The following is a 26,937-nucleotide window of genomic DNA, read 5'->3' on the forward strand; positions in this document are numbered from 1 at the left end:
GCCGACTAGCAGGTGGAGCCGCCGTTGTTTCCGGTGACAGCGAACGACGCGGGCGTACCGCCGGAAGCGGCCGTGTAGGTCCAGCCGATGGTCGTGCCGGTCGGCCAGCTGTGCAGGTAGCCGGGCACCAGCTTGGCCTGAGCGTCGGCCGCGGTCGTCGGGTAAGCCTTGTTCTGGGCGTAGTAGGCCTCGCCCGCGACCTCGACGTTCTTCACGTCGGACTTACACGCCGAAGCCTTGCTGTTGTCATTGATGCCGCTGACCGCGAAGACGACGATGCCGGCGAGGACGCCGAGGATGACGATAACGATCAGGAGCTCGATGAGCGTGAAGCCGGACTCGTTCTCGCGTGCCGCCTTGAGCTGCTTGTACATGTACTTCCCCTTGGTTGTTGGGTCGTGCTGGATGATTTGTGGAACCCGGCGCTCTCATTCAGATAACTGACGAGCTGCGTTATCGGATACGCAGACCGGGGTGGATCGCAAACGTGTGCCTGTGCCATTTACGCGCGGATCTGGGCAATTCGATCTTTCCGGAGAGCGAATTGATCAGAACCGCGCCGGCTGCCCGGCCGGCCCGCGGACGATCCGCGTAGACGCCCGGGAACGTGGGGCTTGCGGCACGCTGAGGGAGACCCGCCGCGAGCGTCTGCTCACGGGCGTGGTCGTATCAGCGAAAATGGCATGCGCCATGACCCACCCCACCACCCGAAACACGTTTCCCTGGTTGCGGCCTAATAGTCCATTTCGATCCGAATTGCTTCCCTGGAGGATCGATATTGATCGATTGGCCGCTGTGCAAGGTAATGATCGGCTAGGGGTGGGGTCGATTCAAATCATGTGGCGAAGTTTTCCTGGCAAGTCACGAGATTTGTCCTATATACCGGGAATTGCATGACCTACAGCCGGGGTTGGCGGGACCTTTGGCGTCATGGAATATCCGAATCTTGAACCATCTTGGGCAGGGGAAGTGCAGGTTCGTCCGCTTTACTTACGGCGCCTTCACGACAGAGCGTGACCAGGCGACTACCGCAAGGGAGCAAGCTCCGGTAGAGAACCCAGCAAATGCTGGACAACCTCCGGGCGCCCGACCAACCAGGCCAGCAGTGCCCAATCCGGACCTGACACGACGGTGGCCGGCCCCGATCCGGCGCTCCAGGTCGAGCCGACGAGCTCGCCGGAGAGCGATCCCTCGGCCGACACCTCCACCGTGACGGCCGACGGCACCCGGTCGGCGAGGGTCTCGGCGACCTGCGGCAGGAGCAGCGTCACCAGCAGTGGGGGCCAGCGGTCGGGGGAGTAGTCGCCGGCGAGGTCGACGCGGTGGATCTCGATCTCGCGCCAGCGCCCCATCAGCCACTCGACGGCCGGGCGATCCTGGTCCGTCGGCCGGTCCCACGCATCGGCGTCGGCGATCGCTCCGAGCACGCGGTCGAGCCGCTCGGCGGATTCGACGACGTCGGCCCGCAACTCGGCGAACGAGCGGCCCGCCCCGGCGTCGATCGCGGCGTTGCGCGCCTCCCAGCCGTCCGGGTAGCGCGCGACGATCTCGCCGCGCAGCGCCCCGGCGAGGGTGCCGGCGATGCCGTCGGCGTTGCGGGCGAGGTGGGTGAGCACGTGTCCGCGGGTCCAGCCCTCGCACAGCGACGGCGCGGCGACGTCGGCGTCCGACCACTGCGAGTCGTCCAGGGCCAGCGCGAGGTCGGCGGTCGAGGCGCGCAGCGCGGGCAGGAGGGCGTTCGGTTCGGACATGGGCTGATCGTTGCAGGTGCCGGCCGCTCAGCCCGGAACGGGCTCGACCTCGGCCATCCGCGAGCCGCGCCGCCGCTGGTGACGCAGGCCGTCGACGCTCAGCACCGCCAGCGCGATCCAGACCAGCACGAACCCGGCGAGCTCGGCCGCCGGCGTCGACTCGTGCCGGATGCCGACGCCGACCGCGAACTGCAGCGACGGGGTCAGGTACTGCAGCAGCCCCATGATGGACAGCGGCAGCCGGCTCGCGCCGGCGGCGAAGAAGATGAGCGGGACGGCGGTGACGAGCCCGCTGCCGGCCAGCAGCAGCGAGGTCGGCAGGCGGGTGCCGAACACGAGATCGCCCTGCGCCGCCACCACGATCAGCGCGACGACCGCCGGCACGAACAGCACGCCGGTCTCGATCGCCAGCGAGTCGGTGGCGCCGACCCCGACCTGCTTCTTGGCGAAGCCGTACAGGCCGAACGAGAAGGCCAGGATCAACGCGATCCACGGCGGGCGCCCGTAGTCGATGGCGATCACCAGCACCGCGACGACGCCGATGCCGACCGCCACCCACTGCGCCGGGCGCAGCCGCTCGCCGAGCACCACGACGCCCAGGATGATCGTGAACAGCGGGTTGATGAAGTAGCCGAGGCTCGTCTCGACGACGTGCCCGGAGTTCACGCCGTAGATGTAGACGCCCCAGTTGACGCTGATCAGCACGGCGGCCGCGGTCAGCGTCCCGAACCGGCGCCGGTCCCGCAGCACCGCCCGCACGCCGCGGAACCCGGAGCCGAACTGCAGCAGCACGATGACGACGACCAGTGACCATGCCATGCGCGAGGCCAGGATCTCGACCGTCCCGGCCGGGCGCAGTAGCGGGAAGTACAGGGGGAACATGCCCCACATGAAGTAGGCCGCGGTGCCGAAGGCCAGCCCTCTACGCCGCTCGGCGGCCTCGTCCTCCACGCTCACCACGGTACGGACCGGGCCGGCGCTGTGCCCCGTCCATTACCGACCGGCAGGCCCGGGATCGGCCTACTCGGAGCAGTCGGCCGCAACTGCGGACGCCGCTAATCTGGCGTCGCTCATGCCGCGGCTGCCGCTCGGTGAAACGACGCCGAGTCGCTCGTCCTCCGGCGGGGGCTTGGCTGGATCGCTCATCGGTCATCGCTCATCGCTCATCGGTCATCGCTCACCGGTCCTGGGACTGACTACCGTCAACCCGGCCCGAGTGCTCGCGGTGCGGAGTCGGTCGTCGTAGGTCACGAAGCCGGCCACGTCGGAACCCAATAGGCGTGCGGTCGCGAGATGGATGGCATCGAGTGCACGAAGCATCGGATCCTGCTCGTTCATGGCCGCATCGACGACCTCGTCATCCATGCCTACGTAATCAAAGGCGAGCAGCAGGGCGCGCGCGTCGGACACGGCCGCCGGGAGTGTTCGGGTCACTGCGCGCATCAGCTCGACGCGGAGCAGGCTCGAACTGACCCAGGTGTCGTCGTGGCGCTCGTCGTAGAACTCGGCGAAGGCCACCGAGTGAGACTCGCAAACCAGCAGTTTGATCGCGGCCGACGTATCGATGTAGTAGGTCGTCACCGTTCTTCGGACCGCATGGCCGCCAATTCGTCACTCAGGCGGTCGGTGCCATCACCAACCCGCATGGGTGGCCGATATCCGGGGCGGCGGGCAGGCTGGGCTCGCCCGGCCTCGATGAGTTTCGCCAGGACGGGTGTCGGGGTGCGTTCGCCGGCCGGGACGAGCCTTGCCACCAAATGCCCGTACTCGGTTATGTCGATGGTCTCGCCGCCGCGGACACGGGCCAGCACCTCGCGCGTCTTGTGCCGCAATTCGCGCAGCCCGACGGCATGGTCGCTGGTCCGAGCCATACGAAAAGGTAACACAAATTTGTGACACCCCCGCAGGGGTCACAGAGGTCAGGCGACCGACCAGGTGTCCGCACCCAGCAGCAACTTCTGCAGCGCGGCGGCGTCGCCGGGCGCGGAGGCGGCGGCGGTCTCGAGCTGGTCGGCCATCAGCTGGTCGTAGACCGGACGCTCGACCGAGCGGAAGACGCCCATCGGCGCGTAGCGCGAATCGACCGACTGCAGCCGGGACAGCGCGAACGCGTAGGCCGGGTTGTCGTTGTGCGCGTCGTGGACGACGACTCGCGGGTCGTCGGCGGCGACGTCCTCCTCGACCGACAGCGCGCCGTCGGCCGAGCGCACGACCGCCTTCGAGCCGTCGGCGCCGAAACGCAGTGGCTGGCCGTGCTCCATGCGGATCGTCCAGTCGTCGCGGGTCTCGGAATCCTTGAGGACGTCGAACGCGCCGTCGTTGAAGATGTTGCAGTTCTGGTAGATCTCGACGAGTGCGGTGCCCTGGTGGTCGGCGGCCGCGCGCAGCACCGACTGCAGGTGCTTGCGGTCGCTGTCGAGCGTGCGGCCGACGAAGGTGGCTTCGGCGCCGAGGGCCACCGACACCGGGTTGAACGGGTTGTCGATCGAGCCCATCGGCGAGGACTTGGTGATCTTGCCCAGCTCGGACGCCGGCGAGTACTGGCCCTTGGTCAGACCGTAGATCCGGTTGTTGAACAGCAGGATCTTCAGGTTCACGTTGCGGCGCAGCGCGTGGATGAGGTGGTTGCCGCCGATCGACAGCGCGTCGCCGTCACCGGTCACGACCCACACCGACAGGTCGGTGCGCGAAGTCGACAGCCCGGTGGCGATCGCCGGCGCGCGTCCGTGGATGGAGTGCATGCCGTAGGTGTTCATGTAGTACGGGAAGCGCGACGAGCAGCCGATGCCCGAGACGAACACGATGTCCTCGCGCGCTACCCCGAGCTCAGGCATGAAGCCCTGGACGGCGGCCAGGATCGCGTAGTCACCGCAGCCCGGGCACCAGCGGACCTCCTGGTCGGTCTTGAAGTCCTTGGCCTTCAGTCCGAGGTCCTTGATGTCAGCCATGCTCGATCACTCCTCGCAGCATCTCGGCGAGCTCGTCGGCCTTGAACGGCAGCCCGCGCACCTGGGTGACGGACAGCGCGTCGACCAGGTACTTGGCCCGGATCAGCTGGGCCAGCTGGCCCAGGTTCATCTCCGGGATGACGACCCTGTCGTAGCGCTTCAGGATCTCGCCGAGGTCGTTCGGGAACGGGTTGAGGTGGCGCAGGTGGGCCTGCGCGATGGACGCACCCGACTCGCGAACCTGCCGGCACGCGGCCCCGATCGGCCCGTAGGTCGAGCCCCAGCCGAGCACCAGCACCCGGGCATCTCCGTCGGGGTCGTCCACCTGCAGCGGCGGCAGCGAGTTCGCGATGCCGTCGACCTTGGCCTGGCGCGTGCGCGTCATGAAGTCGTGGTTGTCGGGGTCATAGCTGATGTTGCCGGTGCGGTCGGCCTTCTCGATGCCGCCGATGCGGTGCTCGAGCCCGGGCGTGCCCGGCACCGCCCACGGCCGCGCGAGCGTCTCGGCGTCGCGCAGGTAGGGCAGGTAGGAACCCTCCGGGCCCCCGTTCGCGCCGTCGCCGTTGGGGGCGGTGGCGAACTCGACCCGCAGGTCGGGCAGGTCGTCGACCGACGGTACGGCCCACGGCTCGGACCCATTGGCGATGTAGCCGTCGGAGAGCAGGAAGACCGGGGTGCGGTAGGTCAGCGCGATGCGGGCGGCCTCGACCGCGGCGTCGAAACAGTCACCCGGCGACTGCGGGGCGACGATCGGCACCGGCGCCTCGCCGTTGCGCCCGTACATCGCCTGCAGCAGGTCGGACTGCTCGGTCTTGGTCGGCAGGCCGGTCGACGGGCCGCCGCGCTGGATGTCGCAGATGACCAGCGGCAGCTCGAGCGACACGGCCAGGCCGATGGTCTCGCCCTTGAGCGCGATACCCGGACCGGACGACGTGGTGACCGCCAGCGCGCCGCCGAAGGCCGCGCCGAGGGCGGCGCCGATGCCGGCGATCTCGTCCTCGGCCTGGAACGTGCGCACGCCGAAGCGCTTGTGCTTGGACAACTCGTGCAGGATGTCCGACGCCGGCGTGATCGGGTAGGCGCCGAGGAACAGTGGCAGCCCCGAGCGCTGCGAGGCCGCGATGAGCCCGTAGGCCAGGGCCAGGTTGCCGCTGATGTTGCGGTACGTGCCCTTGGCGACCGTCGCCGGCTTGACCTCGTAGGAGACGCCGAACGCCTCGGTCGTCTCACCGAAGTTCCAGCCCGCCTTGAACGCGGTGATGTTGGCTTCGGCGATCTCGGGCTTGTTGGCGAACTTCGTCCGGACGAAGTTGATCGTGCCCTCGGTCGGCCGCGAGTACATCCACGACAGCAGGCCGAGCGCGAACATGTTCTTCGACCGGCCGGCATCCTTGCGGGAGAGCTCGCTGCCGGACAGCGCGTCGAGGGTCAGCTGGGTGAGGTCGACCGCGTGGACGTTGAAGCCCTCGAGCGTGCCGTCCTCGAGCGGGTTGCTCGGCCAGCCCACCCGGGCCAGGGCGCGGGTGGTGAAGTCGTGGGTGTCGACGATGAGCGTGGCGCCCTTGGGCAGATCGCCGATGTTGGCCTTGAGCGCCGCCGGGTTCATCGCCACGAGCACGTCCGGACGGTCACCCGGGGTCAGGATGTCGTGGTCGGCGAAGTGCAGCTGGAAGGACGAGACGCCGGCCAACGTGCCCTGGGGCGCCCGGATCTCGGCCGGGAAGTTCGGGAAGGTGGCCAGGTCGTTGCCGAAGACGGCGGTCTCCTGGGTGAAGCGGTCACCGGTCAGCTGCATGCCGTCGCCGGAGTCCCCGGCGATCCGGATCACGACCTGATCGAGCTGCTCGACGCTCTTGCTCATCCTTTGTCCTTGATCCGTCGTGTGAACCAACTGGCGCGGGCGCTGCGATGCATTCGACACGCGACGAGAAACCGCCCGCAACACAACCGGTTCATCCTACGTAGGGGAGTCCACACCCTGCTGGTGTGTTGGCTCACGCAGGCGCGCTCGACCGCCCGCTATGGGGGGAATCAGCCGATCTCGGGACCTGCGCCCCGGATGTCAGGGCTATCCGGACCTTGATCAACGGGTCTGGACGTCGGGGCCACCGACTGGCTATCGTCGCCATGATCTTGACTCGGAACTCACAGCTTGATCATCACCTACGTCCGGATTTGCCGCGAAGTTCCGTACCGTGATCGCCTACATGCAACGGGGTACAAGGTCTCTTGACAGAAAAGCCCGACCAACCGCGAGGAGAAGTCATGGCGGACTTGGTGCTCCCGGCCTTCGAGATGGACTGCCGGGACTGGATGGTGGTCAGCCCGAACGAGGCCGGCCTGCCCGAAGACACCGTGGGCGCTCCGCTCCTCGCCGTGCTGAGCACCATGGTCATCGAGGACGACATCCGTGAAGCCACCGGGGCCCTGACCGTCGGGCTGCTCGACGACGACGAGGACCTCGAGTTCCGCGAGGTCGCCCCCGGCTCGGCCGCGCACGAGCTGCTGGACTTCGACCAGGCCCCGGGCACGCGCCGTTTCGTGATGCCGGCCCCGGGTCAGCGGCTCGCGCTCGTCGCCGAGTTCGTGCTGCAGGACGATCTGGACGACGAGCTGGAGCAGCGCGTGGAGCGGCTCATGACCTCGTTCCGGTGGCAGGCCGAGGTCGCGTAAGCGGCTCCTCCTCAACCGGCTGGGCGCGATAGCGCTGCACCAGCCAGCCCGCGGCCACCGCCGCCTCGACCCCGTGCAGGATCAGTGCGAACCGGCTCGGCGTGCCGGTCGTGGCGAACAGCGCCGCCAGCCCGCACAGCACGATCAGCCCTTCGCGCCCCCGCCCGCGCGCCGTCGGCAGCAGGCAGGCCGCCCCCCACAGCACGTACCAGGGGTAGAAGACGGGGGCGAGCGCCATCAGGGCGAGCAGCCCGATCCCGACCGACGTCTCGAGCGGACGCCGCTCCGCGGTGAGGGCGAGGCCGACCACGATCACCGCGCCGGCGGCCAGGAACCCCAGCTGCACCGGGTGCGCGCCGACGCCGGGCAGCAACGCGGCGACAGCATTCGCGAGTGACACCGGCGCCTTGCCCTTTGTCGGGGTCGTGAGGTTGGCCAGCCAGCCGAGGCCGTGCGGCACGAGCACGGTGAAGGCAGCCGAGGCGGCGAGCGCGACCGCGACGTCCTGGCCGACGGCGCGGACGGGATCGCGCTGCCGCGCGTGCAGGACGACCATCGCGCCCAGGGCGGCATAGGCCGGCGCCTTGATCGCGCCGGCGGCGCAGACCAGCACGACCGCGAGGGCCCAGCGGTTGCGAGTGGCCGCGAGCAGGCCGAGCAGGAGCAGGGCGCACATCGGTGCCTCGACGTGCGCGCCCGACACCGCGTGCAGCAGCACCAGCGGGTTGAGGGCGATGAGCGCGACGGCAGTGGCGCGGTGTCGGCCGGCGAGCGCCGCGGCGGCCGCGGCCAGCGCGACGACGCTGACGACCGCCACCGCGCGCAGTACGACGACGGTGCCGACCGGGTTCCCGCCGCTGACCTGGGCCGCGGTGCGGACGAGCAACGACGCGAGCGGCCCGTACGGGCTCGGGGTCTGGTGCCAGGTCGGGTCGACCGCGGCGAGGGCGCGGGTGGCGTCGGCCGTGTGCAGCTGCTGCAGCCCGTCGGCGCCGTGGGTGTAGACGTCCACCCCGGCCCGGAGCATCAGCCCGTTCGCGGCGTAGGCGTAGACGTCCTTGCTGATCAGTGGCGGCCCGATGACGAACGGCAGCCCCCAGACCGCGGCGAGCCGCCACACCGCCCGCTCCGGCAGGCGGGACCCGACGGCGACGACCCACAGCGGCACGAGAAGGGCCGACGCCAGCAGCGAGGCCGCGCCCCAGCCCCAGGGGTCACCCGCGCGGTAGCCGGTGGGCGACAGCAGCCCGAACCAGGTCGTCGGGGGCGTCGTCGTGCCGGTCGGTGACTGGCCGCCGGCGACGACTGCGACGACGCCGAGCACGAGACCGGCGGCGGCGAGCGTCGCCTGCCTGTGTCCCGTCACCCGTCCATTCTGGGGGACGGCGGGTCAGCTGACCTCGTGCAGCACGCCCGTCGCGACGTCGAACAGGAATCCGCGGACGTGGTCGCGGTTCGGCAGCCACGGGCAGGTGCGCACCGTCTCGACCGACCGGCGCAGGTCGTCGTACACGTCGTCGAAGCCGGGCACCCGCCACGTCGGCGCCTGGCCCGACTCGGCCTCGAGCTCGGCGCGGAACGCGTCGTCGTCGAAGCCGGCCATGCCGCACTCGGTGTGGTGGGCGAGCACGACCTCGCTCGTGCCCATCGCGCGCTGGCTGATGGCGAGCGAGCGCAGCACGTCGTCGGTGGGGATGCCGCCGGCGTTGCGGATCAGGTGCGCGTCGCCGACCTCGAGGCCGAGGGCCCCGAACAGGTCGAGCCGCGAGTCCATGCAGGTGATCACGGTGAGCTTGAGCCGCGGATGGCGCGAGCGCGGGCCCGGGAACGTGGCGGCGTAGCGGGTGTTGGCCTGGGCGATGTTGTCGATGGCGGTCACACCCTTTATGGAAGCAGAGCCGTCCGGACCGCGCGCACCGGCGTGCGTCACCTCACCGGCCCGCGGGAACGAGAGCGCCGGTTTCGCGCGTTGACCGGGTATGGACGGCGTTCGTAACGGTCTCAAGACCGCGGTGCTCTTCGGCGTGCTCGGCGGGCTGTTCGTCGTGATCGGCGGCGTGGTCGGCGGGCGCGGCGGACTGCTGATCGGGCTGCTTCTCGCGGTCGGCATCAACGCCTTCAGCTACTTCAACTCCGACAAGATCGCGCTGCGCACGATGGCGGCCCGCCCGGTGAGCGAGGCCGAGCAGCCGGCGATGTACCGCATCGTCCGCGAGCTCGCGACGAGCGCCCGCCAGCCGATGCCGCGGCTCTACGTCTCGCCGACGGCCCAGCCCAACGCCTTCGCCACCGGCCGCAACCCGCGGCACGCCGCCGTCTGCGCCACCGAGGGCATCCTGCGGATGCTGAACGAGCGCGAGCTGCGGGCCGTGCTCGGGCACGAGCTCAGCCACGTCTACAACCGCGACATCCTGATCTCGTCGGTCGCGGGGTGCCTGGCGGCCGGCATCACCATGCTGGCCAACTTCGCGATGTTCTTCACCCCGGGCGGCGACCGCGACCGCAATCCCTTCACCGAGCTGCTCATGATCTTCCTGGGCCCGCTCGCGGCGACGATGATCCAGCTGTCGATCAGCCGCTCGCGCGAGTTCCAGGCTGACGCCTCGGGTGCCCAACTCTCGGCCGACCCGCTCGCGCTCGCCTCGGCACTGCGCAAGCTCGAGGCCGGCACGAACGCGGTGCCACTGGTCAAGACCCCGCGGCTGGCCACGGCGAGCCACATGATGATCGCCAACCCGTTCGGTGGCGTCCGCGGCCTGTTCTCGACCCACCCGCCGATGGCCGCGCGGGTCGAGCGCCTCGAGCGGCTCGCCGCGAGCGACCCCCGCTACCGCCGCTGATCGCGCCGGCCCGGCGCCGGCCGACCACTTTCCGGCGACGGAAGTGGTCGGGCCGAACCGGGTGACGCTCAGCGGTAGTTGGTGAACTGCAGCGGCACCTCGAGGTCGGCCGCCTTGAGCAGGCTCATGACCTCCTGCAGCGAGTCCTTCTTCTTGCCCGAGACGCGCACCTGGTCGTCCTGGATCGCGGCCTGGACGCCCTTGGGGCCCTCGTCCTTGATGAGCTTGACGATCTCGCGGGCGTGGTCGCGGTCGATGCCCTGGCGCAGGGTGCCGCTGATGACGTACTGCTTGCCCGACTGCTTGGGTTCGTCGGCGTCGAGCGCCTTCATCGAGATCGAGCGCTTGACCAGCTTCTCCTTGAACACGTCCAGGGCCGCCTTCGCGCGCTCCTCGGTGTCGGCCTTGATGGTGATGCCCAGCTCGCCCGACCACTCGATGCCCGCGTTCACGCCGCGGAAGTCGAACCGCTGGGAGAGCTCCTTGGCCGCCTGGTTCAGCGCGTTGTCGACCTCCTGACGGTCGATCTTGCTGACGATGTCGAACGACGGGTCTGCCATGACTGCTCCTCCTGCGGATTCGGTGCTCGCCTGAGACCGTAGCCGAGGGGGATCGGCGACGAATGCGCCGACGGCGTCGGGTAAGCTCACAGGCCGTTGCCGGAAGTGATTCCGGCAGCGTCAGTGCGAGGCGGGTTGCCCGAGTGGTCAAAGGGAGCGGTCTGTAAAACCGCCGGCTCAGCCTACGTTGGTTCAAACCCAACACCCGCCACCGACAGTTCGGGCCCCCGGAGTTCCGGGGGCCCGAACTTGTTCACCGGAGACGTTCCTCCGGGCGCGGCTGAAGGTACCGACGCACGACAACATCTCCACCGAACGCGACGCCGTCGGCACCCACGACGAGCTCGCCGACCTGATGGTGCCGGAAGGTGCGTGGCTACCCGACGCGCACGAGGCTGCCGCGTCCCGAACTCGGCGCGAGCAGCCCGTCACCGGCGAAGGTGGCGGTGTAGCCGAGGGAGAGGAGCGAGGCGAGACCGCCGAGCGTTTCTGCCGGGGGAAGCGTCCGGCCGAGCCGCACGCTTCGCGCAGCGTCGAGCCGCCGAATCAGGCCGTCAAATCGAAGGGGCGGCTCGTCCGCAAAGGTCGCGCGCGGACGAATTTGGCCCGGAACGTCACCGCATGGCCCACCTCATGATCGCCTCGATCGGTCAGTGCCCGGTCGACCGGAGCGCCGTCACCGCGGCAGCCACGAGGTCGGGGCGGGAGAGCATCGGGTGGTGGCCGGTCGGCAGTTCGACGACCGCCCCGGCGCGCGTCGCCTGCTCGCGCTGCAGTGCGGGGAGCGTGCTGCGGTCCTCCGCGCAGACGAGGTAGGTGCTCGGCACCTGCTGCCACGCCGCCGCGGTGACCGGGGTGCCGAACACCGCACCCGACTGCGGGGCCAGCCGCTCGCGCGCCCCGCGCACCAGCTCGGGATCAGCCACGTCGTGCAGGAAGCGTCGATCGAAGGCGTCGGTGACCAGGACGCTCACCGTGCCGTCGTCCTGCGGCTCGACCGGCACCGGGTCGGGCGAGGCCGACTGCTCGGCGATCGTCTCGCCGACCCGCGGCAGGAACGAGCTGAGGTACAGCAGGTGCGCGGCGCCCGCGCCGCCCTCGGCCGTCACGATGCCGCCGTAGGAGTGCGCCACGACGATCGCCGGCTCCGGGTCGGCCGCAATGGCCGCGCGCAGGGCGGCCGCGTCGTCGGCGAGCCCGAACCCGCCGGCGGCGCCCGACCCCTCGCCGCACGACGGCAGCGCCACCGCCGTGCTCGCCACCCCGGACTGCTCGAGCAGCGACGCCACCGGCTGCCACCACCACGCGCCGTCGCGGACGAACGCTCCGTGCACGAAGATCACTCGCATACGAGCAACCTAGGTCGCCGGGAGACCGAGAAGGGCCCGGTTCGCGGAAGGCGAACCGGGCCCTGATCGACCGCCGGCGTCAGCTGGGGCGGCGCATGATCTTGTTGCCGAGCCACACCAGCGGGTCGTACTTGCGGTCGACGACGCGCTCCTTGAGCGGGATCAGCGCGTTGTCGGTGATTTTGATGTGCTCGGGGCACACCTCGGTGCAGCACTTGGTGATGTTGCACATGCCGAGACCGTGCTCGTCCTGCGCCGCGTGCTGGCGGTCGAGGGCGTCGAGCGGGTGCATGTCCAGTTCGGCGACGCGCATCAGGAAGCGCGGGCCCGAGTAGGACTCCTTGTTGTCCTCGTGGTCACGGATGACGTGGCAGACGTTCTGGCACAGGAAGCACTCGATGCACTTGCGGAACTCCTGCGAGCGCTCGACGTCGACCTGGGCCATGCGGTAGTCGCCCGGTTCGACGCCCTCCGGCGGCGCGAAGGCCGGCACCTCCTGCGCCTTCTTGTAGTTGTACGAGACGTCGGTGACGAGGTCCTTCATCACCGGGAAGGTGCGCATCGGCGTCACCGTGATCGTCTCGGCCTCGGTGAAGGTCGACATGCGGGTCATGCACAGCAGGCGCGGACGGCCGTTGATCTCGGCGCTGCACGAGCCGCACTTGCCGGCCTTGCAGTTCCAGCGCACGGCGAGATCGCCGGCCTGGGTGGCCTGCAGCCGGTGGATGATGTCGAGGACGACCTCGCCCTCGTTCACCTCGACGGTGTAGTCGACCAGCTCGCCGCCCTCGTCGTCGCCGCGCCACACGCGGAACTTGGCGTCATATGACATTTACTTTGCTCCCTGCGGCAGCTCGGCGTCGGTGAGGTACTTCTTCAGCTCGTCGACCTCGAACAGCGCGAGCAGATCCTCACGCATGGGGATCATCGGCTGCTCGACGACCGTGACCTCGTCGTCCTGGGCGGTGCACACCAGGTTTTTCGTGCGCCACTCGGCGTCCATCTTCGGGAAGTCGTCGCGGGTGTGACCGCCGCGCGACTCCTGACGCCGCAGCGCCGCCTTCGCCACGCACTGGCTGACCAGCAGCATGTTGCGCAGGTCGAGCGCGAGGTGCCAGCCCGGATTGAACGCCCGGCCGCCCTCGACGCCCGCCTTCGGCGTGCGCTCCTTGAGCGTCTCGAGCTTGGCGATGGCCTGTTCGATCTCGGACTCGGTGCGGATGATGCCGACGAGGTCGTTCATCGTCTGCTGGAGCTCGGCGTGCAGCGTGTACGGGTTCTCGGCCTCGCCGCCGGCGGCGACGTCGAACGGCTTGAGCGCGGTGCGCTCGGCCTCGCGCAGCTGGATCTCGGTCACCGCCGGGTACTGGCCCTTGAGCGACGCGACGTACTCGGCGGCGCCGTCGCCGGCCCGCCGGCCGAAGACCAGCAGGTCGGACAGCGAGTTGCCGCCGAGCCGGTTCGAGCCGTGCATGCCGCCGGCGACCTCGCCGGCCGCGAACAGGCCGGGCACGCCGGTGGCCGCAGCGGTGTCGGGCTCGACCTCGACGCCCCCCATCACGTAATGGCAGGTCGGGCCGACCTCCATCGGCTCGGCGGTGATGTCGACGTCCGCGAGTTCCTTGAACTGGTGGTGCATCGACGGCAGCCGCTTGAGGATCTCGGCGGCGGGCAACCGGCTCGCGATGTCGAGGAAGACTCCGCCGTGCGGCGATCCGCGGCCGGCCTTGACCTCGGAGTTGATCGCGCGGGCGACCTCGTCCCGGGGGAGGAGCTCCGGCGGGCGCTTGTTGTTGTCCGGGTCGGTGTACCAGCGGTCGCCCTCCTCCTCCGTCTCCGCGTACTGGCCGCGGAAGACGGCGGGGACGTAGTCGAACATGAAGCGCTTGCCCTCGGAGTTGCGCAGCACACCGCCGTCACCGCGGACGGACTCGGTGACGAGGATGCCCTTCACCGACGGGGGCCACACCATGCCCGTGGGGTGGAACTGGATGAACTCCATGTTCAACAGCGTCGAGCCGGCCCGCAGCGCGAGCGCGTGACCGTCGCCGGTGTACTCCCAGGAGTTCGAGGTGACCTTGAACGACTTGCCGATGCCGCCGGTCGCGAGGATGACGGCGGGAGCACGGAACAGGACCAGCTTGCCGTTCTCGCGGTAGTAGCCGAACGCGCCGGAGATGCGGCCCGACTCGTCCTTGAGCAGCTCGGTGATCGAGCACTCGGCGAAGACGCGCAGCTTGCCCTCGTCGGCCCCGCTCTCGCGGCCGTTGGCCTTGGCGTCGTCCTGCTGCAGCGAGACGACCTTCTGCTGCAGGGTGCGGATCAGCTCCAGGCCGGTGCGGTCACCGACGTGCGCGAGGCGCGGGTACTCGTGACCGCCGAAGTTGCGCTGGCTGATCTTGCCGTCGGGCGTGCGGTCGAACAGCGCGCCGTACGTCTCGAGCTCCCAGACGCGCATGGGCGCCTCTTTGGCGTGCAGCTCGGCCATCCGCCAGTTGTTCAGGAACTTGCCGCCGCGCATCGTGTCGCGGAAGTGGACCTGCCAGTTGTCGTTGCTGTTGCGGTTGCCCATGGAGGCCGCGATGCCGCCCTCGGCCATCACGGTGTGCGCCTTGCCGAACAGCGACTTGGTGATGATGGCGACGCGCAGGCCCGCCTGGCGGGCGGCGATGGCCGCGCGCAGGCCGGCACCGCCGGCGCCGACGACCAGGACGTCGTAGTTGTGCTTCTCGATCTCGGTGCTCTGGGAAGTCAAAGCGGGGTCCTTCTTAATTGATGAAGCGCAGGTCGGAGATGGTGTTCGAGGCGACGAGCGCGACGTACAGGTCGGTCAGCAGCAGCGTCGCCAGCGTCGTCCAGGCCAGTTCCATGTGCTTGGCGTTCAGCTTCGACACGACGCCCCACATCTTGTAGCGGAAGGGGTGGCGCGAGAAATTGCGCAGCTTGCCGCCGATGATGTGCCGGCAGGAGTGGCACGAGATCGTGTACGCCCACAGCAGCACGACGTTGATCAGCATGATCATCGTGCCCAGGCCGAAGCCGAAACTGTGGCCCGCGGGACGGAACGCCTGCACGACGTCCCAGGTGTTGATGATCGAGATCAGGCCCGCAGCCAGCCAGAAGTAGCGGTGCAGGTTCTGCACGATCAGCGGGAACTTCGTCTCGCCCGAGTAGCCCGCGTGCGGCTCGGCCACGCCGCAGGCCGGCGGCGACTGCCAGAAGGCCCGGTAGTACGAGCGGCGGTAGTAGTAGCAGGTGAGCCGGAAGCCGAGCAGGAACGGCAGCGTGACGATCGCGAACGGGATCAGCGCCGGGAAGTGGCCGAACCAGGTGCCGAAGTCGCGCGCCTCGGGCGTGCAGCTGGCCGTGACGCACGGCGAGTAGAACGGCGAGAGGTAGTGCTCGGGCCCGGCGAAGTACGCGGCCTGCCACACCGTGCGCAGGAAGGCGTACAGCACCCAGCCGCTGAGCAGGATGAAGGTGATGATCGGGGCCTTGCGCCAGTTGTCGGTGCGGAGTGTCCGCTCCGGGATGCTCGCGCGACCCGGCGCGGCTGTGCCATTCTTCATCTTCGCCAGTTGCGGCTGCGGCTTCTCGGTGGCGCGGGTCACCGGTTCGACCCGTCCGGTGTAGAGGCCGAACCCACCTTGTGGGACAGCGTGATCGACGCGGACATGATGGCCATTGGCAAGCTCCCGGGGACAGACATTCCGGCTTTCGAGTCTGGCCGAGACGGGCACCCGGTGCCAACACAATGTGACCGGGCAGTGTTCCCGATGGGACGCGCACGTGACGGTTCACGCCGAGGTGTAGAGCCTTGTCGGTGCGCACGAGCACCGTCGCGCATCGTGTAGGCTCATCCGCTGGCGCAGGTGTCATCGCGCGCCGTTGCACGAAGCAGTGGAAGGCCCCCTTAGCTCAGTCGGCAGAGCGTCTCCATGGTAAGGAGAAGGTCTACGGTTCGATTCCGTAAGGGGGCTCCGGCAGTCCCACCCCAGGGACAGCTCGGGGCGGGGTAGCTCAGTCTGGCAGAGCAAGCGGCTCATAATCGCTATGTCGCCGGTTCAAATCCGGCCCTCGCTACTGATCGGTCCTGGTCACGCCAGCGGTCGATCACCGCACGCGCAGTACCGTTAGAGCATCACCTCCGATTGAAAGGCACCTCCCGTGGCAGCCACCGACGTCCGTCCGAAGATCACCTTGGCGTGCCAGGAGTGCAAGCACCGCAACTACATCACCGTCAAGAACCGGCGCAACGACCCCGACCGGCTGTCGATGAACAAGTTCTGCCCGAACTGCGGTAAGCACACCGAGCACCGCGAGACGCGCTGACCCAGCGCCCCACAGCAGCAGAAAGCCCCGCCCGGCTCAGCCGGGCGGGGCTTTTCGTTCGTCCCGGGGTCACGGCATCAGGTGGGCCCGGCGGTAGATCCAGCGGGCGACCGGGTTGACCATGCCGACCTCGTCGAGGAACGGGATGATCTTCTCGGCCATCCAGGCCCTCGTGTCGTGGAAGTTCGGGTTGTTCCGGGCCGCCGTGCGCCCCTGCTTCGCGTCGATGCCGACCGACTCGTAGACCTTCGGGCTGATGATGCTCTCGGCGATGAAGGCGGCGGCCAGCGCGGCGAAGGTCTGGTGGAACCAGAGCACCGGGCCGGCGTGCGACCTCTCCATCTCGCGGACGAGTTCCTCGCGGGCGAAGCGGACGTGCCGCGCCTCCTCGATCACGTGGATGCGCGACACCATCCGCGACAGCGGTTGCATGCGCTCGGCGGCCATCCCCTCGCGCTGCAGGCGGTCGAGCAGCTCCTCGGCCACGAGGGTGGCGGCCCACATCGACGGTCCGGTGGGGCCGACGAGGCGGAACAGCTTGCCGAGGTGGTGCACGGCCGGGTGCGGCTTGTAGTCCGAGCCGCCGTACTTTTCGGCCCAGCGGGCGAACATGACCGAGTGGCGGGTCTCGTCGCCGATCTCGGTGAGCGCGTACTGGGTGTGCGCCGAGGCGGGGTCCTGGTTGTAGGCGTGGGCGGCGAGCATGCCCATGAGCAGGATCTCGAACCACAGCCCGACCCGGGCCACGCTGATGACCTCGTGCTTGGACAGCTCGATGCGCTGCTCCTCGGTGAGCGACTCCCACAGCGGCGTGCCGTAGAGCGACATGCGCTCGGGCTGCATGTGCCACAGGCCCGGGACGGGCGGGGCGTCCCAGTCGATGTCGAGCTCGGGGTCGTAGGAGTTCTTCGACGACGAGCCGAGCAGCCGCTTCGCGGTCTTCTCGCGCGGGTTCACGGCGGAGGGGGTCGAGCGGTCACGCAACAGTGCGGTCATGGCGGTCACCTCGGTCGGGAGATTCTGTAACACGATGTCCTGCTAACTATTGCGAGCGTAGGGTCCCGGAGAAGCTGTGACAAGACGTCGCGCACAAATTGCCGTCTGCGGATAGGGTGCTGTCACAGACATCTGCACCAGGTCGCACCGACGTCTCGGTCGACGCACCGTGGAGGGGAGGCGCGATGTCGAGTAGTGCCGCGGCCCGACCCGGCCGGGACGAACCGGCGCCCGACGGCCGTCGGCTGCGCTGGACCGAGCACCGGGCCCAGCGCCGGGCCGCGTTCGTCGCCGCCGGCGCGGCCGCCGTCGACACCCACGGCCCGAACGCCTCGGCCGAGCAGATCGCCGAGGCCGCCGGCGTCAGCCGCACCGTCCTCTACCGCTACTTCCGCGACCGCGAGGACCTCCGCCAGGCCATCGCCGAGCACGTGGCCCAGGCGGTGCTCGACAGCGTGCTGCCCAAGCTGGCGCTCAGCCCCGAACGCACCCCGCGCGAGATCATCGACGCCGCCATCGGCACCATCGTCGGCTGGCTCGACGAGCACCCGAACCTCTACTTCTTCCTGCGCAGCCGCAACGACGGCTCGTCGCTGGACTCGGTCGAGACGACGCTGGCCGACAACATCGCCGCGCTGCTGAAGATGCTGCTGATGTTCTTCGGCGTCGACGGCGACGAGGTCGAGCCCGGGGCCTTCGGCATCGTCGGCTTCGTCGAGGCCTGTGGCGGCTGGTGGCTGCAGCACCGCTCGATGCCGCGCGAGCGCTTCACCGCCATCGTCTGCACCGGGGTCTGGCACATGCTCGAGGGCACCGCGCGCGACCGCGGCATCCGGATCGCCTACGACGAACCGCTCCCGGTGGGAGCCCTGACCCCGCAGGAGTCCTCGTGAGCACGGTCGTCCCGTTCCCCGGCTCCGAAGCGGCCGACGACACCCCGGCCGACGACGGGTACGACGGGCCGGCCGAGCTGATCGACGGCGAGAACACCGTGGCCGTCACCGTCACGCTGCGCGGGCACTTCGATCCGATCAGCGGCAGGTACAGCTGGTACGGCCGGGTCGCGGCGAGCCCCGAGGTCACCGCGCTGCTCGACGGTGGTGCCCGGAAGGTGCGGCTGCGCACGCCGCACGCCGAGGTCGAGACGGCGCTGTCCGACGTCGACCCGTGGGGCCGGCCCCGGGTCGAGGGCTTCGGGGCGACACCGTTCGCGGTTCTCGACACCCTGCCCGACACCGACGCGGACGCTCGCTAACCTCTGCCCATGGCCGTCGACCAGCAGTACGTCGGACGGGTCTACCCGCCGACCGCACCGTTCGAGGTGGGGCGCGAGAAGATCCGCGAGTTCGCCGAATCCATCAACGACGCGAGCCCGGTCTACCGCGACGCCGACGCCGCCCGGGCGCTCGGATACGACGACGTCATCGCGCCGCCGACCTTCGCGATCGTCATCACCCTGCCGGCCGGGCACCAGGTGATCGAGGACCCCGACCTCGGCATCGACTACTCGCGCGTCGTGCACGGGGAACAGCGCTTCGTGCACCGACGCCCGATCCGGGCGGGCGACGTGCTGCGGGCCGTCGTCACGATCGAGAGCATCCGGGCCGCGGCCGGCAACGACATGGTCAGCACCCGCGCCGACGTGCAGACCCTCGACGGTGAGGACGTCCTCACCGCGTACGCCACGCTCGTCGCGCGGGGGACGGCGTGAGTCCCGCGGTCGGCGACAAGCTGCCGGCGCAGGAGTTCCCGGTGCGGCGGGTCGACCTCGTGCGCTACTGCGGTGCGTCGGGCGATTTCAACCCGATCCACTGGAACGAGCGGTTCGCCAAGGAGGTCGGCCTGCCCGACGTCATCGCGCACGGCATGTTCACCATGGCCACCGCCGTCCGCGTCGTCACCGACTGGACGGGCGACCCGGGTGCGGTGGTCGAGTACGGCGTGCGGTTCACCCGTCCCGTCGTCGTGCCCGACGCCGAGGGGGCGGTGATCTCGGTCAGCGGCGAGGTCAGGTCGGTCCGCGAGGACGGCCTGCTCGAGGTCTCACTGACGGCGACCGTGAACGGGGACACCGTCATGGCAAAGGCGCGGGCCGTGGTCCGCTGGAAGGACGCGGCATGAAGATCGAACGGATGATGCGCCACCACCACCGGGCACCGCACGAGGTGTTCGCGATGGCCTGCACCCAGGCGTTCCAGGAGAAGAAGTGCGCCGACGCCGGCGCGCTCAGCTGGCACGTCACGGTCATCGTCGAGGGCGACACCGCCGTCGTGAAGACCAAGCGCAAGCTGCCGACCATCGGGTTCCCCTCGATGCTGCGCAAGATCGTCCCGTCGGGGGTCACCTCGACCGAGACCATCACCTGGGGCCCGGCGGCCGCCGACGGCTCGCGCACGGCCCAGCTGCACGTCGACTTCCACGGCGCCCCGGCTCGCATGCACGGCACGATCCGCCTCGAACCGCACGAGGACGGTTCGGCGGTCGTCGTGGTCGACGCCGAGTTCAAGGCTCTCGTGCCGGTGGTGGGTGGCAAGATCGAGAAGCTCGCGGCCCCGATCATCGTCTCGGTGATCGATGCCGAGGAGCAGACGGGCCTGACATGGACGGAAGACGCAGCCTGACCTCGCGGCGCCGGGCGGCCCTCGTGCTGCTCGGCGCAACCACGGCGCTGACGGCGTGCACCTCGGCCGTCAGCGGCCACGGCTCGCCCGTCCCGTCCGCCTCGTCCTCGCGGCCGGCTCCGTCGACGAGCGCGTCGTCGACGCCGCCCGGGCCGCCGTCCACCCCGGCCGCGATCGCCTGCCCGACCGCCTACGCGGCCCCGGACCCGAACCGGCCGCGGATGAGTCTCGACTTCGTCATCGCGCCCGGCCACCGCACGGTCAGGGGCACCGAGCACATCTCGTTCACCCCTGATCGCCCGATCACCGAGCTCGTCTTCCGCCTCACCGCCAACACCGCGCCGACCGTGGCCGAGGGCAACCGGATCGTGGTGACCGCGGCCCGGGCCGACCACGGCGCGAAGGCCTACCGGTTCAGCCGGGCCAACGCGGCCCCCTCGACCCAGGGCGGGCTGCTGCGCATCCCCTTCGGGGCGAGCGTCCCGGCCGGCACGACGGTCACCGCCGACCTCGCCTTCACCCTGACGCTCGGCACCGACTCGTTCGACCGGTTCGGCCAGGCCGGCCCGTACGCCTACTTCGCCTCGGCCCAACCCCTGCTGTCCTGGCAGCGCGGCTTCGGCTGGCACGCCGAGGATCTGATCAACTTCCCGGCCGAGAGCGCCACGAGCGAGGCGATGGCGGTCGACCTCGCCGTCCGCGCCCCGGCCGCCGACACCGTGATCATGTCGGGCGACCCGGCCGTCCCGCCGGCGGGCGGCACGATGCGGCGCTGGGTGTCACACCTCGCCTCGGCCCGGGACGTCAGCGTGGCTGCCGGGCCGTTCCAGGTGGCCGACGTCAACGTCGGGAGCACCCGGCTGCGGGTCGGCGCCCCGACCGTCGGGCTGCGCGACGCGCTGGTCCCCGAGTTCGAGCGGGCGCTGCGCGAACTCTCGGCCCGTTTCGGACCCTTCCCGTTCCCGTCGCTGTCGGTCGCCCGGCTGCCGGCCCAGGGTGGCGGCATCGAGTACCCGAGCTCGATCCTGATGCTCGACGGTTCCCGCCTCGTCGCCGTGCACGAGACCGCGCACCAGTGGTTCTACGGGATGGTCGGCGACAGCCAGGCCCTGCACCCGTGGCTGGACGAGGCGTTCGCCGAGTACGCCGAGCAACTGGTCGACCGCGACGCCCCGGCCGACGACGCGCTCAACGCCCCCGGCCCGGTCGACGCCTCCACCGAGTCCTACGGCCACGACGTCGACCGCTATTACTTCACGACCTACAACAAGGGCGCGGCCGCGCTCAACGCCGCCCGGGCCGTCGCCGGCCCGGCGAAATGGGACGCCGCGCTGCGTTGCTACGTGGCCGCGAACGCCTGGCGCATCGTCGTCCCGGCCGACTTCGCCAGGGCGATCGCGGCCTTCCCGGGCGCGATCACGATCCTGCGCGAGGCCGGCGCCCTCAGGTAGCGGCCGCCTCCGACGTGGCCGCCGCCCCCGAGGTGGCCGCCGCCCCACGTTGAGTGGCGAGTTGACGCGTTGAGTGGCGACCTTCTGCGCGCCACTGAACGCGTAACTCGCCACTCAACAGCATGGAAGGGCGCTCGACGAGCAACGGAGGGCGCGGGGGATCAGCCCTCGGCGACGAGCTTGGCGATGCGGCCGACACCCTCGGCGAGGTCGTCGTCGCCGAGCGCGTACGACATGCGGACGTAGCCCGGGGTGCCGAACGCCTCGCCCGGCACAACCGCGACCTCGGCCTCGTCGAGGATGATCCCGGCGAGCTCGGCCGACGTGGCGGCCGTCCGCCCGCGCAGCGGGCGTCCGAGCAGGCCCTTGACCGACGGGTACACGTAGAACGCGCCCTCGGGTTCGGGGCAGACGATGCCGGGGATGTCGCTGAGCATCGAGACGATCGTGCGGCGGCGGCGGTCGAACGCGGCGCGCATCTCGGCCACTGCGGAGAGGTCGCCGGTGACCGCCGCGAGGGCCGCGACCTGGGCGACGTTGTTGACGTTCGACGTCGCGTGCGACTGAAGGTTGGTCGCGGCCTTGATGACATCGAGGGGGCCGATCATCCAGCCGACCCGCCAGCCGGTCATGGCGTAGGTCTTGGCGACGCCGTTCAGCACGACGACCTTCTCGCCGGCGCTGTGGGCGATCGACACGTTCTCGGCGTCGCCGTAGACGAGGTGCTCGTAGATCTCGTCGGTGACGACCCAGATGTCGTGCTCCTTCGCCCATGCACCGATGGCCTCGACCTCGGCCCGCGGGTAGACCGCGCCGGTCGGGTTGGACGGCGAGACGAACAGCAGGATCTTGGTGCGGTGGGTGCGGGCGGCCTCGAGCTGGGCGACCGAGGCCAGGTAGCCGGTGGTCTCGTCGGTGACGACCTCGACCGGCACGCCGCCGGCGAGCTTGATGGCCTCGGGGTAGGTGGTCCAGTACGGCGCGATGAGCAGGACCTCGTCGCCCGGATCGCACAGGGCGGCGAAGGTGTTGTAGACGGCCTGTTTGCCGCCGTTGGTGACCAGCACCTGGGCGGCGTCGACCTCGTAGCCCGTGTCGCGCGCGGTCTTCCCGGCGATGGCGGCGCGCAGCTCGGGCAGCCCGGCGACCGGCGTGTACCGGTGGTTCTTCGGGTCGCGGCAGGCCGCAACCGCGGCCTCGACGATGTAGTCGGGCGTCGGGAAGTCGGGTTCACCCGCCCCGAAGCCGATGACCGGGCGGCCGGCGGCCTTGAGGGCCTTGGCCTTGGCGTCGACGGCCAGAGTGGCGGATTCGGCGATGGCGGCGATGCGGGCCGATACTCGGCGCGAGGTGGCGTCTCCCATGACACCCATCGTCCCAGACCGGCGCAGCCGCGTTTGCCGCCCTCCCAGCCGCGAGCCAGCCGCGCGCGGGGTCGGCCGATCGTCACCGGGTTGGAGCGGGCAGGGGGTGACACGTAGACTCGCCCACCGGGGTCCATTGCGGGCCTTGCGTCAGCATGCACTCGCGCGAGGCCGGATGATCTCCCAGTCCCTAGGGGCGTGGCTCAATTGGTAGAGCACCGGTCTCCAAAACCGGCGGTTGCAGGTTCAAGTCCTGTCGCCCCTGCGCAGTACCTGCAAGTGTCAGTTCCGTTCGCATCGTGAGAGGAAAGCCGTGACTGCGACTCGCACCGAGTCCCCGGCGTCGCGCCCGTCCAAGGGCCGTGGCGGACGTCCGACGCGCTTCGTCCGCGAGAGCGTCTCGGAGATGCGCAAGGTGCTCTGGCCCTCGCGCAGTGAGCTCGTCACGTACTCGATCGTGGTCATCATCTTCGTGGTGATCATGGTTGCGATCGTCGCCGGGCTCGACATCGGATTCGCCAAGCTGGTGCTGCTGACATTCGGCTGACCGGCCGCGCCGAACTCCGGCGCCCAGCCGTGGCAGGAATCCGTCCGAACCAAGATTTCAGAGAAGAGTTGATCGTGTCCGAGTACAGCGACGCCGAGCGGGAGACCCCTCCGGCGGTCGACGAGACCTCTGACGACTTCGGCGCCTCATCGGTCCGCAGCGGGTCCGCCCAGGCCGACGACGACGGCCCGGTCGACCTCGACTCCGCCTGCCGGCTGCTCGGCGGCGACAACGACGAGCCGACGACCAACCCGGCCGACGACGACGATCTCGACCTGGGCGCACCGCCGGCCTCGACCGACGACGACGAGGACACCACGCTCCCCGACATCGCCCCGGCCGAGGGCGACGACGACGAGGCCGAGACGGGCGCCGAGGGCGACGACGACGAGGACCCGGTCGAGACGCTGCGCCGCGAGCTGCGCACCCAGTTCGGTGACTGGTACGTCGTGCACTCCTACGCCGGCTACGAGAACAAGGTGAAGACCAACCTCGAGAGCCGCATCCAGTCGCTCGACATGGAGGACTACATCTTCCAGGTCGAGGTGCCGACCGAAGAGGTCGTGGAGATCAAGAACGGCAAGCGCCAGCAGGTGCAGCGCAAGGTCTTCCCCGGCTACATCCTCGTGCGCATGGAGCTCACCGACGACTCGTGGGGCGCGGTGCGCAATACCCCGGGCGTCACCGGCTTCGTCGGCGCCACCTCGCGGCCGTCCCCGCTGACGCTCGACGAGGTCGTCAAGATCCTCGCCCCCGCGACCGAGCGGGCGCAGCGCCTCGCGCAGCCCGGCAAGACCGGCGCCGCCACGAGCGACAAGCCGCAGGTCACGGTCGACTACGAGGTCGGCGAGTCGGTCACCGTCATGGACGGCCCGTTCGCCACCCTGCCGGCCACGATCAGCGAGATCGACCCGGTCCACCAGAAGTTGCACGTGCTGGTCTCGATCTTCGGACGCGAGACTCCCGTCGAGCTGGCCTTCAGCCAGGTCTCGAAGATCTGATCCCGCCCGCCCTACCCGTCTAGAAGAAGAGAAGTCATGCCTCCGAAGAAGAAGCTCTCCGCCGTCATCAAGCTGCAGATCCAGGCGGGCGCGGCGAACCCGGCGCCGCCGGTCGGCCCCGCGCTGGGCCAGCACGGCGTCAACATCATGGAGTTCTGCAAGGCCTACAACGCGGCCACCGAGTCGCAGCGCGGCCAGATCGTGCCCGTCGAGATCTCGGTCTACGAGGACCGCTCGTTCACCTTCGTCACCAAGACGCCGCCGGCTGCGCGCCTGCTGCTGAAGGCCGCCGGGGTCGACAAGGGCAGCGGCGAGCCGCACACCAAGAAGGTCGCCAAGGTCTCCATGGCCCAGGTCCGCGAGATCGCCGAGACCAAGATGGAAGACCTCAACGCCAACGACATCGACCAGGCCGCGAAGATCATCGCCGGTACCGCCCGCTCGATGGGCATCACGGTCGAGGGCTGAGCCCCAGCCCGCAGTACCAGTGGGAGGTCACCGAAGGCCGGTGACCGCTGACCACGGACCCGGGTCCGATCCGGGAGAAGAGAGAACAGCAATGAAGCGCAGCAAGGGTTACCGCAAGGCCGCCGAGTTGGTCGAGGAAGGCAAGATCTACTCCCCGCTCGAGGCCGCGAACCTGGCCAAGCAGGTCTCCCCCACGAAGTTCGACGGCACCGTCGAGGTCGCCCTGCGCCTGGGTGTCGACCCGCGCAAGGCCGACCAGATGGTCCGCGGCACGGTCAGCCTGCCGCACGGCACCGGCAAGACCGCCCGCGTCATCGTCTTCGCGACCGGCGACAAGGCCGAGGAGGCCCGTGCCGCCGGTGCGGACAAGGTCGGCAGCGACGACCTGATCCAGGAGATCACCGACGGGTTCCTCGACTTCGACGCCGCCATCGCGACGCCGGACCAGATGGCCAAGGTCGGCCGCATCGCCCGCGTGCTCGGCCCGCGTGGCCTCATGCCGAACCCGAAGACCGGCACCGTCACCCCCGACGTCGCCAAGGCCGTCACCGACATCAAGGGCGGCAAGATCAGCTTCCGGGTCGACAAGCAGGCCAACCTGCACCTCGTCATCGGCAAGGCGTCCTTCGACGCCGAGAAGCTGGTCGAGAACTACGCCGCGGCGCTGGACGAGATCCTGCGGGCCAAGCCGTCCTCGTCGAAGGGCAAGTACCTGAAGAAGGTCACCTTCGCGACCACGATGGGCCCGGGCATCCCGGTCGACTCGAACCGCACCCGCAACCTGCTCGAGGACACGGCCCCGCAGGCCTGACCCACGACGCACCGCAGAGCCCGGCCCCACGAGGGGCCGGGCTCTGCGCGTTGAGGGGCCCGGATTCTCAGGCGCATCGGCTAGCGTGGCCGGGCCCGAAAGATCACGTTCGTCAGGAGTTCCCGGTGCGCCGTCTCGTCGCCGTCCCGCTCGTCGCCGCCCTCGTCCCGCTCGGGGTCGCGGTCGTCGCCGCCGCCCCGGCCCACGCGGCCACGGTCAGCACGCCCGGCGGCTATGTCGCGGTCTCGCCCAAACGCGTCGCCGACACCCGCGTCGGACTGAACGTGCCGAAGGCCCGGGTCCGGGCCGGTCAGACGGTGACGGCCGCGATCCTCGGCCACGGCGGGCTGCCCGGTTCGGACGTCTCGGCGGTGCAGGTGACGATCACCGTGCTGTCACCCACCGCCGGCGGTGGCATCACCGCCTTCGGTGGCGGATCGGCGCCGGGCACCACCAACCTGCAGTTCAGCGCCGGTCAGGCAGTCTCGGACGAGGCGATCGTGCCGGTCGCGGGACGCGGCATCCGCGTCAAGGACACCCAGTCGAGCGGCACGGTCGACGTGATCGTCGACCTGCAGGGCTACTACCGCGCCGGCACTCCGACGCAGCCGGGTGCGTACCACCCGCTGCCGAGCGCGGTCCGCGCGATCGACACCCGCACCGGCACCGGGCTGGCCAGGAGGGCGCCGCTCGGCGGCCGGGCGGCCGTCGTGGCGACCCCGCGCGGCACCGGGCTGCCGGCCACCGGCGTCGGGGCGGTCGCCGTCACCATCACCGCGGTCGGGCCGACGCGACCCGGCTCGATCGTGGCCTGGCCCTACGGTTCGGGACGCCCGCTGTCGGCCTCGCTGTACTTCGCCGCGCGCAAGGGCGGATCCGCGTTCGCCGTCGTGCCGCTCGCCGGTGGCCACCTCGATCTCTACAACTCCGCGACGGCCGCGGTGAACGTCGTCGTCGACGTCGTCGGCTACTACGCCGCCGGGGTGCCGACGGCCGCCGGCGCGTTCGGCCCGCTCGCGGCCCAACGGGTCTACGCCGCCGGCTTCGCGGCCGGGCAGACGAAGCCCGTCCGGGTCACCGGCGCCGGGGTGCCCCGGCCGGGCGGCACGGTCGCCCTCGTGTCGATCACCGTCGTCTCGCCGTCGCGCGGGGGCGGCATCACCGCGTGGCAGTCGGCGGTCGCTCGGCCCGGCACCACGACGATGCAGTTCTCGGCGGGCCAGGA

Annotated in this window: 30 protein-coding genes, 4 tRNA genes and 1 pseudogene; 18 read left to right on the plus strand and 17 right to left on the minus strand. The window is 70.0% G+C overall.

Going from position 1 to position 26,937, the window contains the following annotated elements:
- Nucleotides 1–5: 5 nt before the first annotated feature.
- The 7 genes from VGN18_RS11655 to VGN18_RS11685 form a co-directional block, all read right to left on the minus strand.
- Nucleotides 6–374, minus strand: coding sequence for a type II secretion system protein (locus VGN18_RS11655; RefSeq protein ID WP_327539859.1), 369 nt, complete (start codon nt 372–374; stop codon nt 6–8).
- Between the two features lie 651 nt (nt 375–1,025).
- On the minus strand, nt 1,026–1,751 hold the full coding sequence (locus tag VGN18_RS11660; RefSeq protein ID WP_327539860.1) for a maleylpyruvate isomerase family mycothiol-dependent enzyme: 726 nt from the start codon (nt 1,749–1,751) through the stop codon (nt 1,026–1,028).
- Between the two features lie 27 nt (nt 1,752–1,778).
- Entirely contained in the window at nt 1,779–2,702 is a 924-nt protein-coding gene (gene rarD / locus VGN18_RS11665) for an EamA family transporter RarD (RefSeq protein WP_327539861.1), read from the minus strand.
- A 219-nt stretch (nt 2,703–2,921) separates the two neighbouring features.
- On the minus strand, nt 2,922–3,332 hold the full coding sequence (locus VGN18_RS11670; RefSeq protein WP_327539862.1) for a type II toxin-antitoxin system VapC family toxin: 411 nt from the start codon (nt 3,330–3,332) through the stop codon (nt 2,922–2,924).
- Nucleotides 3,329–3,622, minus strand: coding sequence for a hypothetical protein (locus VGN18_RS11675; RefSeq protein WP_327539863.1), 294 nt, complete (start codon nt 3,620–3,622; stop codon nt 3,329–3,331). The genes VGN18_RS11670 and VGN18_RS11675 overlap by 4 nt, the downstream gene beginning before the upstream one ends.
- Nucleotides 3,623–3,670: 48 nt before the next feature.
- Nucleotides 3,671–4,699: a 2-oxoacid:ferredoxin oxidoreductase subunit beta gene (locus tag VGN18_RS11680; RefSeq protein ID WP_327539864.1), complete on the minus strand. Its 1,029-nt coding sequence runs from the start codon at nt 4,697–4,699 to the stop codon at nt 3,671–3,673.
- Nucleotides 4,692–6,560, minus strand: coding sequence for a 2-oxoacid:acceptor oxidoreductase subunit alpha (locus VGN18_RS11685; RefSeq protein ID WP_327539865.1), 1,869 nt, complete (start codon nt 6,558–6,560; stop codon nt 4,692–4,694). The genes VGN18_RS11680 and VGN18_RS11685 overlap by 8 nt, the downstream gene beginning before the upstream one ends.
- Nucleotides 6,561–6,964: 404 nt before the next feature.
- Here VGN18_RS11685 and VGN18_RS11690 point away from each other — a divergent pair, with 404 nt between their 5' ends.
- Entirely contained in the window at nt 6,965–7,372 is a 408-nt protein-coding gene (locus tag VGN18_RS11690; protein WP_327539866.1) for a hypothetical protein, read from the plus strand.
- On the opposite strand, the gene mptB is transcribed toward VGN18_RS11690, so the two are convergent.
- Both mptB and VGN18_RS11700 read right to left on the minus strand, forming a co-directional pair.
- Nucleotides 7,335–8,738, minus strand: a complete 1,404-nt coding sequence (mptB, locus tag VGN18_RS11695) for a polyprenol phosphomannose-dependent alpha 1,6 mannosyltransferase MptB (RefSeq protein ID WP_327539867.1) — start codon at nt 8,736–8,738, stop codon at nt 7,335–7,337. The two genes, VGN18_RS11690 and mptB, sit on opposite strands and share 38 nt — an antisense overlap.
- Nucleotides 8,739–8,762: 24 nt before the next feature.
- Nucleotides 8,763–9,251, minus strand: a complete 489-nt coding sequence (locus tag VGN18_RS11700; RefSeq protein ID WP_327539868.1) for a carbonic anhydrase — start codon at nt 9,249–9,251, stop codon at nt 8,763–8,765.
- A gap of 100 nt (nt 9,252–9,351) precedes the next feature.
- On the opposite strand from VGN18_RS11700, the gene htpX reads away from it, so the two are divergent.
- On the plus strand, nt 9,352–10,212 hold the full coding sequence (gene htpX / locus VGN18_RS11705) for a zinc metalloprotease HtpX (protein WP_327539869.1): 861 nt from the start codon (nt 9,352–9,354) through the stop codon (nt 10,210–10,212).
- A 68-nt stretch (nt 10,213–10,280) separates the two neighbouring features.
- On the opposite strand, the gene VGN18_RS11710 is transcribed toward htpX, so the two are convergent.
- On the minus strand, nt 10,281–10,772 hold the full coding sequence (locus tag VGN18_RS11710; RefSeq protein WP_327539870.1) for a YajQ family cyclic di-GMP-binding protein: 492 nt from the start codon (nt 10,770–10,772) through the stop codon (nt 10,281–10,283).
- A 129-nt stretch (nt 10,773–10,901) separates the two neighbouring features.
- Between VGN18_RS11710 and VGN18_RS11715 the strand changes: the two genes are divergently transcribed.
- A tRNA-Tyr gene (locus tag VGN18_RS11715) sits at nt 10,902–10,983 on the plus strand.
- A 165-nt stretch (nt 10,984–11,148) separates the two neighbouring features.
- Here VGN18_RS11715 and VGN18_RS11720 read toward each other — a convergent pair.
- From VGN18_RS11720 to VGN18_RS11740, 5 genes are all read right to left on the minus strand, one after another.
- Nucleotides 11,149–11,292, minus strand: coding sequence for a hypothetical protein (locus VGN18_RS11720; protein WP_327539871.1), 144 nt, complete (start codon nt 11,290–11,292; stop codon nt 11,149–11,151).
- 130 nt (nt 11,293–11,422) lie between these two features.
- The gene (locus VGN18_RS11725) at nt 11,423–12,121 is read right to left on the minus strand and encodes an alpha/beta hydrolase (protein WP_327539872.1); all 699 of its coding nucleotides are present in this window, start codon (nt 12,119–12,121) and stop codon (nt 11,423–11,425) included.
- A gap of 79 nt (nt 12,122–12,200) precedes the next feature.
- The gene (locus VGN18_RS11730) at nt 12,201–12,953 is read right to left on the minus strand and encodes a succinate dehydrogenase/fumarate reductase iron-sulfur subunit (protein WP_327539873.1); all 753 of its coding nucleotides are present in this window, start codon (nt 12,951–12,953) and stop codon (nt 12,201–12,203) included.
- Nucleotides 12,954–14,876: a fumarate reductase/succinate dehydrogenase flavoprotein subunit gene (locus VGN18_RS11735; RefSeq protein WP_327539874.1), complete on the minus strand. Its 1,923-nt coding sequence runs from the start codon at nt 14,874–14,876 to the stop codon at nt 12,954–12,956.
- A 13-nt stretch (nt 14,877–14,889) separates the two neighbouring features.
- Nucleotides 14,890–15,690, minus strand: coding sequence for a hypothetical protein (locus VGN18_RS11740; protein ID WP_349259892.1), 801 nt, complete (start codon nt 15,688–15,690; stop codon nt 14,890–14,892).
- A gap of 338 nt (nt 15,691–16,028) precedes the next feature.
- Here VGN18_RS11740 and VGN18_RS11745 point away from each other — a divergent pair.
- The 3 genes from VGN18_RS11745 (at nt 16,029) to rpmG (ending at nt 16,453) form a co-directional block, all read left to right on the plus strand.
- Nucleotides 16,029–16,101: transfer RNA gene (locus tag VGN18_RS11745), tRNA-Thr, on the plus strand.
- A gap of 29 nt (nt 16,102–16,130) precedes the next feature.
- A tRNA-Met gene (locus VGN18_RS11750) sits at nt 16,131–16,204 on the plus strand.
- An 84-nt stretch (nt 16,205–16,288) separates the two neighbouring features.
- Nucleotides 16,289–16,453 carry a 50S ribosomal protein L33 gene (gene rpmG / locus VGN18_RS11755; RefSeq protein WP_327539876.1) on the plus strand — a complete coding sequence of 55 codons (165 nt, stop codon included), beginning with the start codon at nt 16,289–16,291 and terminating at the stop codon, nt 16,451–16,453.
- Between the two features lie 69 nt (nt 16,454–16,522).
- Here the strand turns inward: rpmG and VGN18_RS11760 are convergent, their stop codons facing one another.
- Complete coding sequence (locus VGN18_RS11760; RefSeq protein ID WP_327539877.1) at nt 16,523–17,449, minus strand: diiron oxygenase; 927 nt, start codon at nt 17,447–17,449, stop codon at nt 16,523–16,525.
- A gap of 185 nt (nt 17,450–17,634) precedes the next feature.
- On the opposite strand from VGN18_RS11760, the gene VGN18_RS11765 reads away from it, so the two are divergent.
- The 6 genes from VGN18_RS11765 to VGN18_RS11790 are packed head-to-tail and all read left to right on the plus strand — an operon-like array spanning nt 17,635 to nt 21,521.
- Nucleotides 17,635–18,342: a TetR/AcrR family transcriptional regulator gene (locus VGN18_RS11765; protein WP_327539878.1), complete on the plus strand. Its 708-nt coding sequence runs from the start codon at nt 17,635–17,637 to the stop codon at nt 18,340–18,342.
- The gene (locus VGN18_RS11770; protein WP_327539879.1) at nt 18,339–18,704 is read left to right on the plus strand and encodes a DUF4873 domain-containing protein; all 366 of its coding nucleotides are present in this window, start codon (nt 18,339–18,341) and stop codon (nt 18,702–18,704) included. Before VGN18_RS11765 ends, VGN18_RS11770 begins: the two co-directional genes overlap by 4 nt.
- 9 nt (nt 18,705–18,713) lie before the next feature.
- Complete coding sequence (locus VGN18_RS11775) at nt 18,714–19,160, plus strand: FAS1-like dehydratase domain-containing protein (RefSeq protein WP_327539880.1); 447 nt, start codon at nt 18,714–18,716, stop codon at nt 19,158–19,160.
- A complete protein-coding gene (locus tag VGN18_RS11780; RefSeq protein WP_327539881.1) occupies nt 19,157–19,570 on the plus strand; it encodes a MaoC family dehydratase in 414 nt (137 codons plus the stop codon). The genes VGN18_RS11775 and VGN18_RS11780 overlap by 4 nt, the downstream gene beginning before the upstream one ends.
- Entirely contained in the window at nt 19,567–20,070 is a 504-nt protein-coding gene (locus tag VGN18_RS11785; RefSeq protein WP_327539882.1) for a DUF2505 domain-containing protein, read from the plus strand. The genes VGN18_RS11780 and VGN18_RS11785 overlap by 4 nt, the downstream gene beginning before the upstream one ends.
- The gene (locus tag VGN18_RS11790) at nt 20,049–21,521 is read left to right on the plus strand and encodes a M1 family aminopeptidase (protein WP_327539883.1); all 1,473 of its coding nucleotides are present in this window, start codon (nt 20,049–20,051) and stop codon (nt 21,519–21,521) included. Before VGN18_RS11785 ends, VGN18_RS11790 begins: the two co-directional genes overlap by 22 nt.
- Before the next feature lie 161 nt (nt 21,522–21,682).
- Here the strand turns inward: VGN18_RS11790 and VGN18_RS11795 are convergent, their stop codons facing one another.
- The gene (locus VGN18_RS11795; RefSeq protein WP_349259886.1) at nt 21,683–22,894 is read right to left on the minus strand and encodes a pyridoxal phosphate-dependent aminotransferase; all 1,212 of its coding nucleotides are present in this window, start codon (nt 22,892–22,894) and stop codon (nt 21,683–21,685) included.
- Nucleotides 22,895–23,077: 183 nt separating this feature from the next.
- Here VGN18_RS11795 and VGN18_RS11800 point away from each other — a divergent pair.
- The 6 genes and pseudogenes from VGN18_RS11800 to VGN18_RS11825 all read left to right on the plus strand — a co-directional run.
- Nucleotides 23,078–23,150 (plus strand) — tRNA-Trp (locus tag VGN18_RS11800).
- A gap of 48 nt (nt 23,151–23,198) precedes the next feature.
- A complete protein-coding gene (gene secE, locus VGN18_RS11805) occupies nt 23,199–23,432 on the plus strand; it encodes a preprotein translocase subunit SecE (RefSeq protein ID WP_327539885.1) in 234 nt (77 codons plus the stop codon).
- A gap of 215 nt (nt 23,433–23,647) precedes the next feature.
- Nucleotides 23,648–24,433 (plus strand): transcription termination/antitermination protein NusG, encoded by a 786-nt coding sequence (nusG, locus tag VGN18_RS21110; protein ID WP_414655047.1) that lies wholly within the window; start codon nt 23,648–23,650, stop codon nt 24,431–24,433.
- 36 nt (nt 24,434–24,469) lie between these two features.
- The gene (gene rplK, locus VGN18_RS11815; RefSeq protein ID WP_327539886.1) at nt 24,470–24,901 is read left to right on the plus strand and encodes a 50S ribosomal protein L11; all 432 of its coding nucleotides are present in this window, start codon (nt 24,470–24,472) and stop codon (nt 24,899–24,901) included.
- Nucleotides 24,902–24,992: 91 nt separating this feature from the next.
- Complete coding sequence (gene rplA / locus VGN18_RS11820) at nt 24,993–25,712, plus strand: 50S ribosomal protein L1 (RefSeq protein WP_327539887.1); 720 nt, start codon at nt 24,993–24,995, stop codon at nt 25,710–25,712.
- A 125-nt stretch (nt 25,713–25,837) separates the two neighbouring features.
- A pseudogene (locus VGN18_RS11825) lies at nt 25,838–26,937 on the plus strand (hypothetical protein); the annotation flags it as partial.

The sequence above is a fragment of the Jatrophihabitans sp. genome (assembly GCF_036000465.1).
GTDB lineage: Bacteria > Actinomycetota > Actinomycetes > Mycobacteriales > Jatrophihabitantaceae > Jatrophihabitans.

Coding starts and splice junctions, on each gene's coding strand:
- VGN18_RS11655 (WP_327539859.1), bottom strand. CDS start 374: ATGTACAAGCAGCTCAAGGCGGCACGCGAGAACGAGTCCGGCTTCACG.
- VGN18_RS11660 (WP_327539860.1), bottom strand. CDS start 1,751: ATGTCCGAACCGAACGCCCTCCTGCCCGCGCTGCGCGCCTCGACCGCC.
- VGN18_RS11675 (WP_327539863.1), bottom strand. CDS start 3,622: ATGGCTCGGACCAGCGACCATGCCGTCGGGCTGCGCGAATTGCGGCAC.
- VGN18_RS11680 (WP_327539864.1), bottom strand. CDS start 4,699: ATGGCTGACATCAAGGACCTCGGACTGAAGGCCAAGGACTTCAAGACC.
- VGN18_RS11685 (WP_327539865.1), bottom strand. CDS start 6,560: ATGAGCAAGAGCGTCGAGCAGCTCGATCAGGTCGTGATCCGGATCGCC.
- VGN18_RS11690 (WP_327539866.1), top strand. CDS start 6,965: ATGGCGGACTTGGTGCTCCCGGCCTTCGAGATGGACTGCCGGGACTGG.
- htpX (WP_327539869.1), top strand. CDS start 9,352: ATGGACGGCGTTCGTAACGGTCTCAAGACCGCGGTGCTCTTCGGCGTG.
- VGN18_RS11710 (WP_327539870.1), bottom strand. CDS start 10,772: ATGGCAGACCCGTCGTTCGACATCGTCAGCAAGATCGACCGTCAGGAG.
- VGN18_RS11725 (WP_327539872.1), bottom strand. CDS start 12,121: ATGCGAGTGATCTTCGTGCACGGAGCGTTCGTCCGCGACGGCGCGTGG.
- VGN18_RS11730 (WP_327539873.1), bottom strand. CDS start 12,953: ATGTCATATGACGCCAAGTTCCGCGTGTGGCGCGGCGACGACGAGGGC.
- VGN18_RS11740 (WP_349259892.1), bottom strand. CDS start 15,690: ATGAAGAATGGCACAGCCGCGCCGGGTCGCGCGAGCATCCCGGAGCGG.
- VGN18_RS11760 (WP_327539877.1), bottom strand. CDS start 17,449: ATGACCGCACTGTTGCGTGACCGCTCGACCCCCTCCGCCGTGAACCCG.
- VGN18_RS11765 (WP_327539878.1), top strand. CDS start 17,635: ATGTCGAGTAGTGCCGCGGCCCGACCCGGCCGGGACGAACCGGCGCCC.
- VGN18_RS11775 (WP_327539880.1), top strand. CDS start 18,714: ATGGCCGTCGACCAGCAGTACGTCGGACGGGTCTACCCGCCGACCGCA.
- VGN18_RS11785 (WP_327539882.1), top strand. CDS start 19,567: ATGAAGATCGAACGGATGATGCGCCACCACCACCGGGCACCGCACGAG.
- VGN18_RS11790 (WP_327539883.1), top strand. CDS start 20,049: ATGGACGGAAGACGCAGCCTGACCTCGCGGCGCCGGGCGGCCCTCGTG.
- VGN18_RS11795 (WP_349259886.1), bottom strand. CDS start 22,894: ATGGGTGTCATGGGAGACGCCACCTCGCGCCGAGTATCGGCCCGCATC.
- rplK (WP_327539886.1), top strand. CDS start 24,470: ATGCCTCCGAAGAAGAAGCTCTCCGCCGTCATCAAGCTGCAGATCCAG.
- rplA (WP_327539887.1), top strand. CDS start 24,993: ATGAAGCGCAGCAAGGGTTACCGCAAGGCCGCCGAGTTGGTCGAGGAA.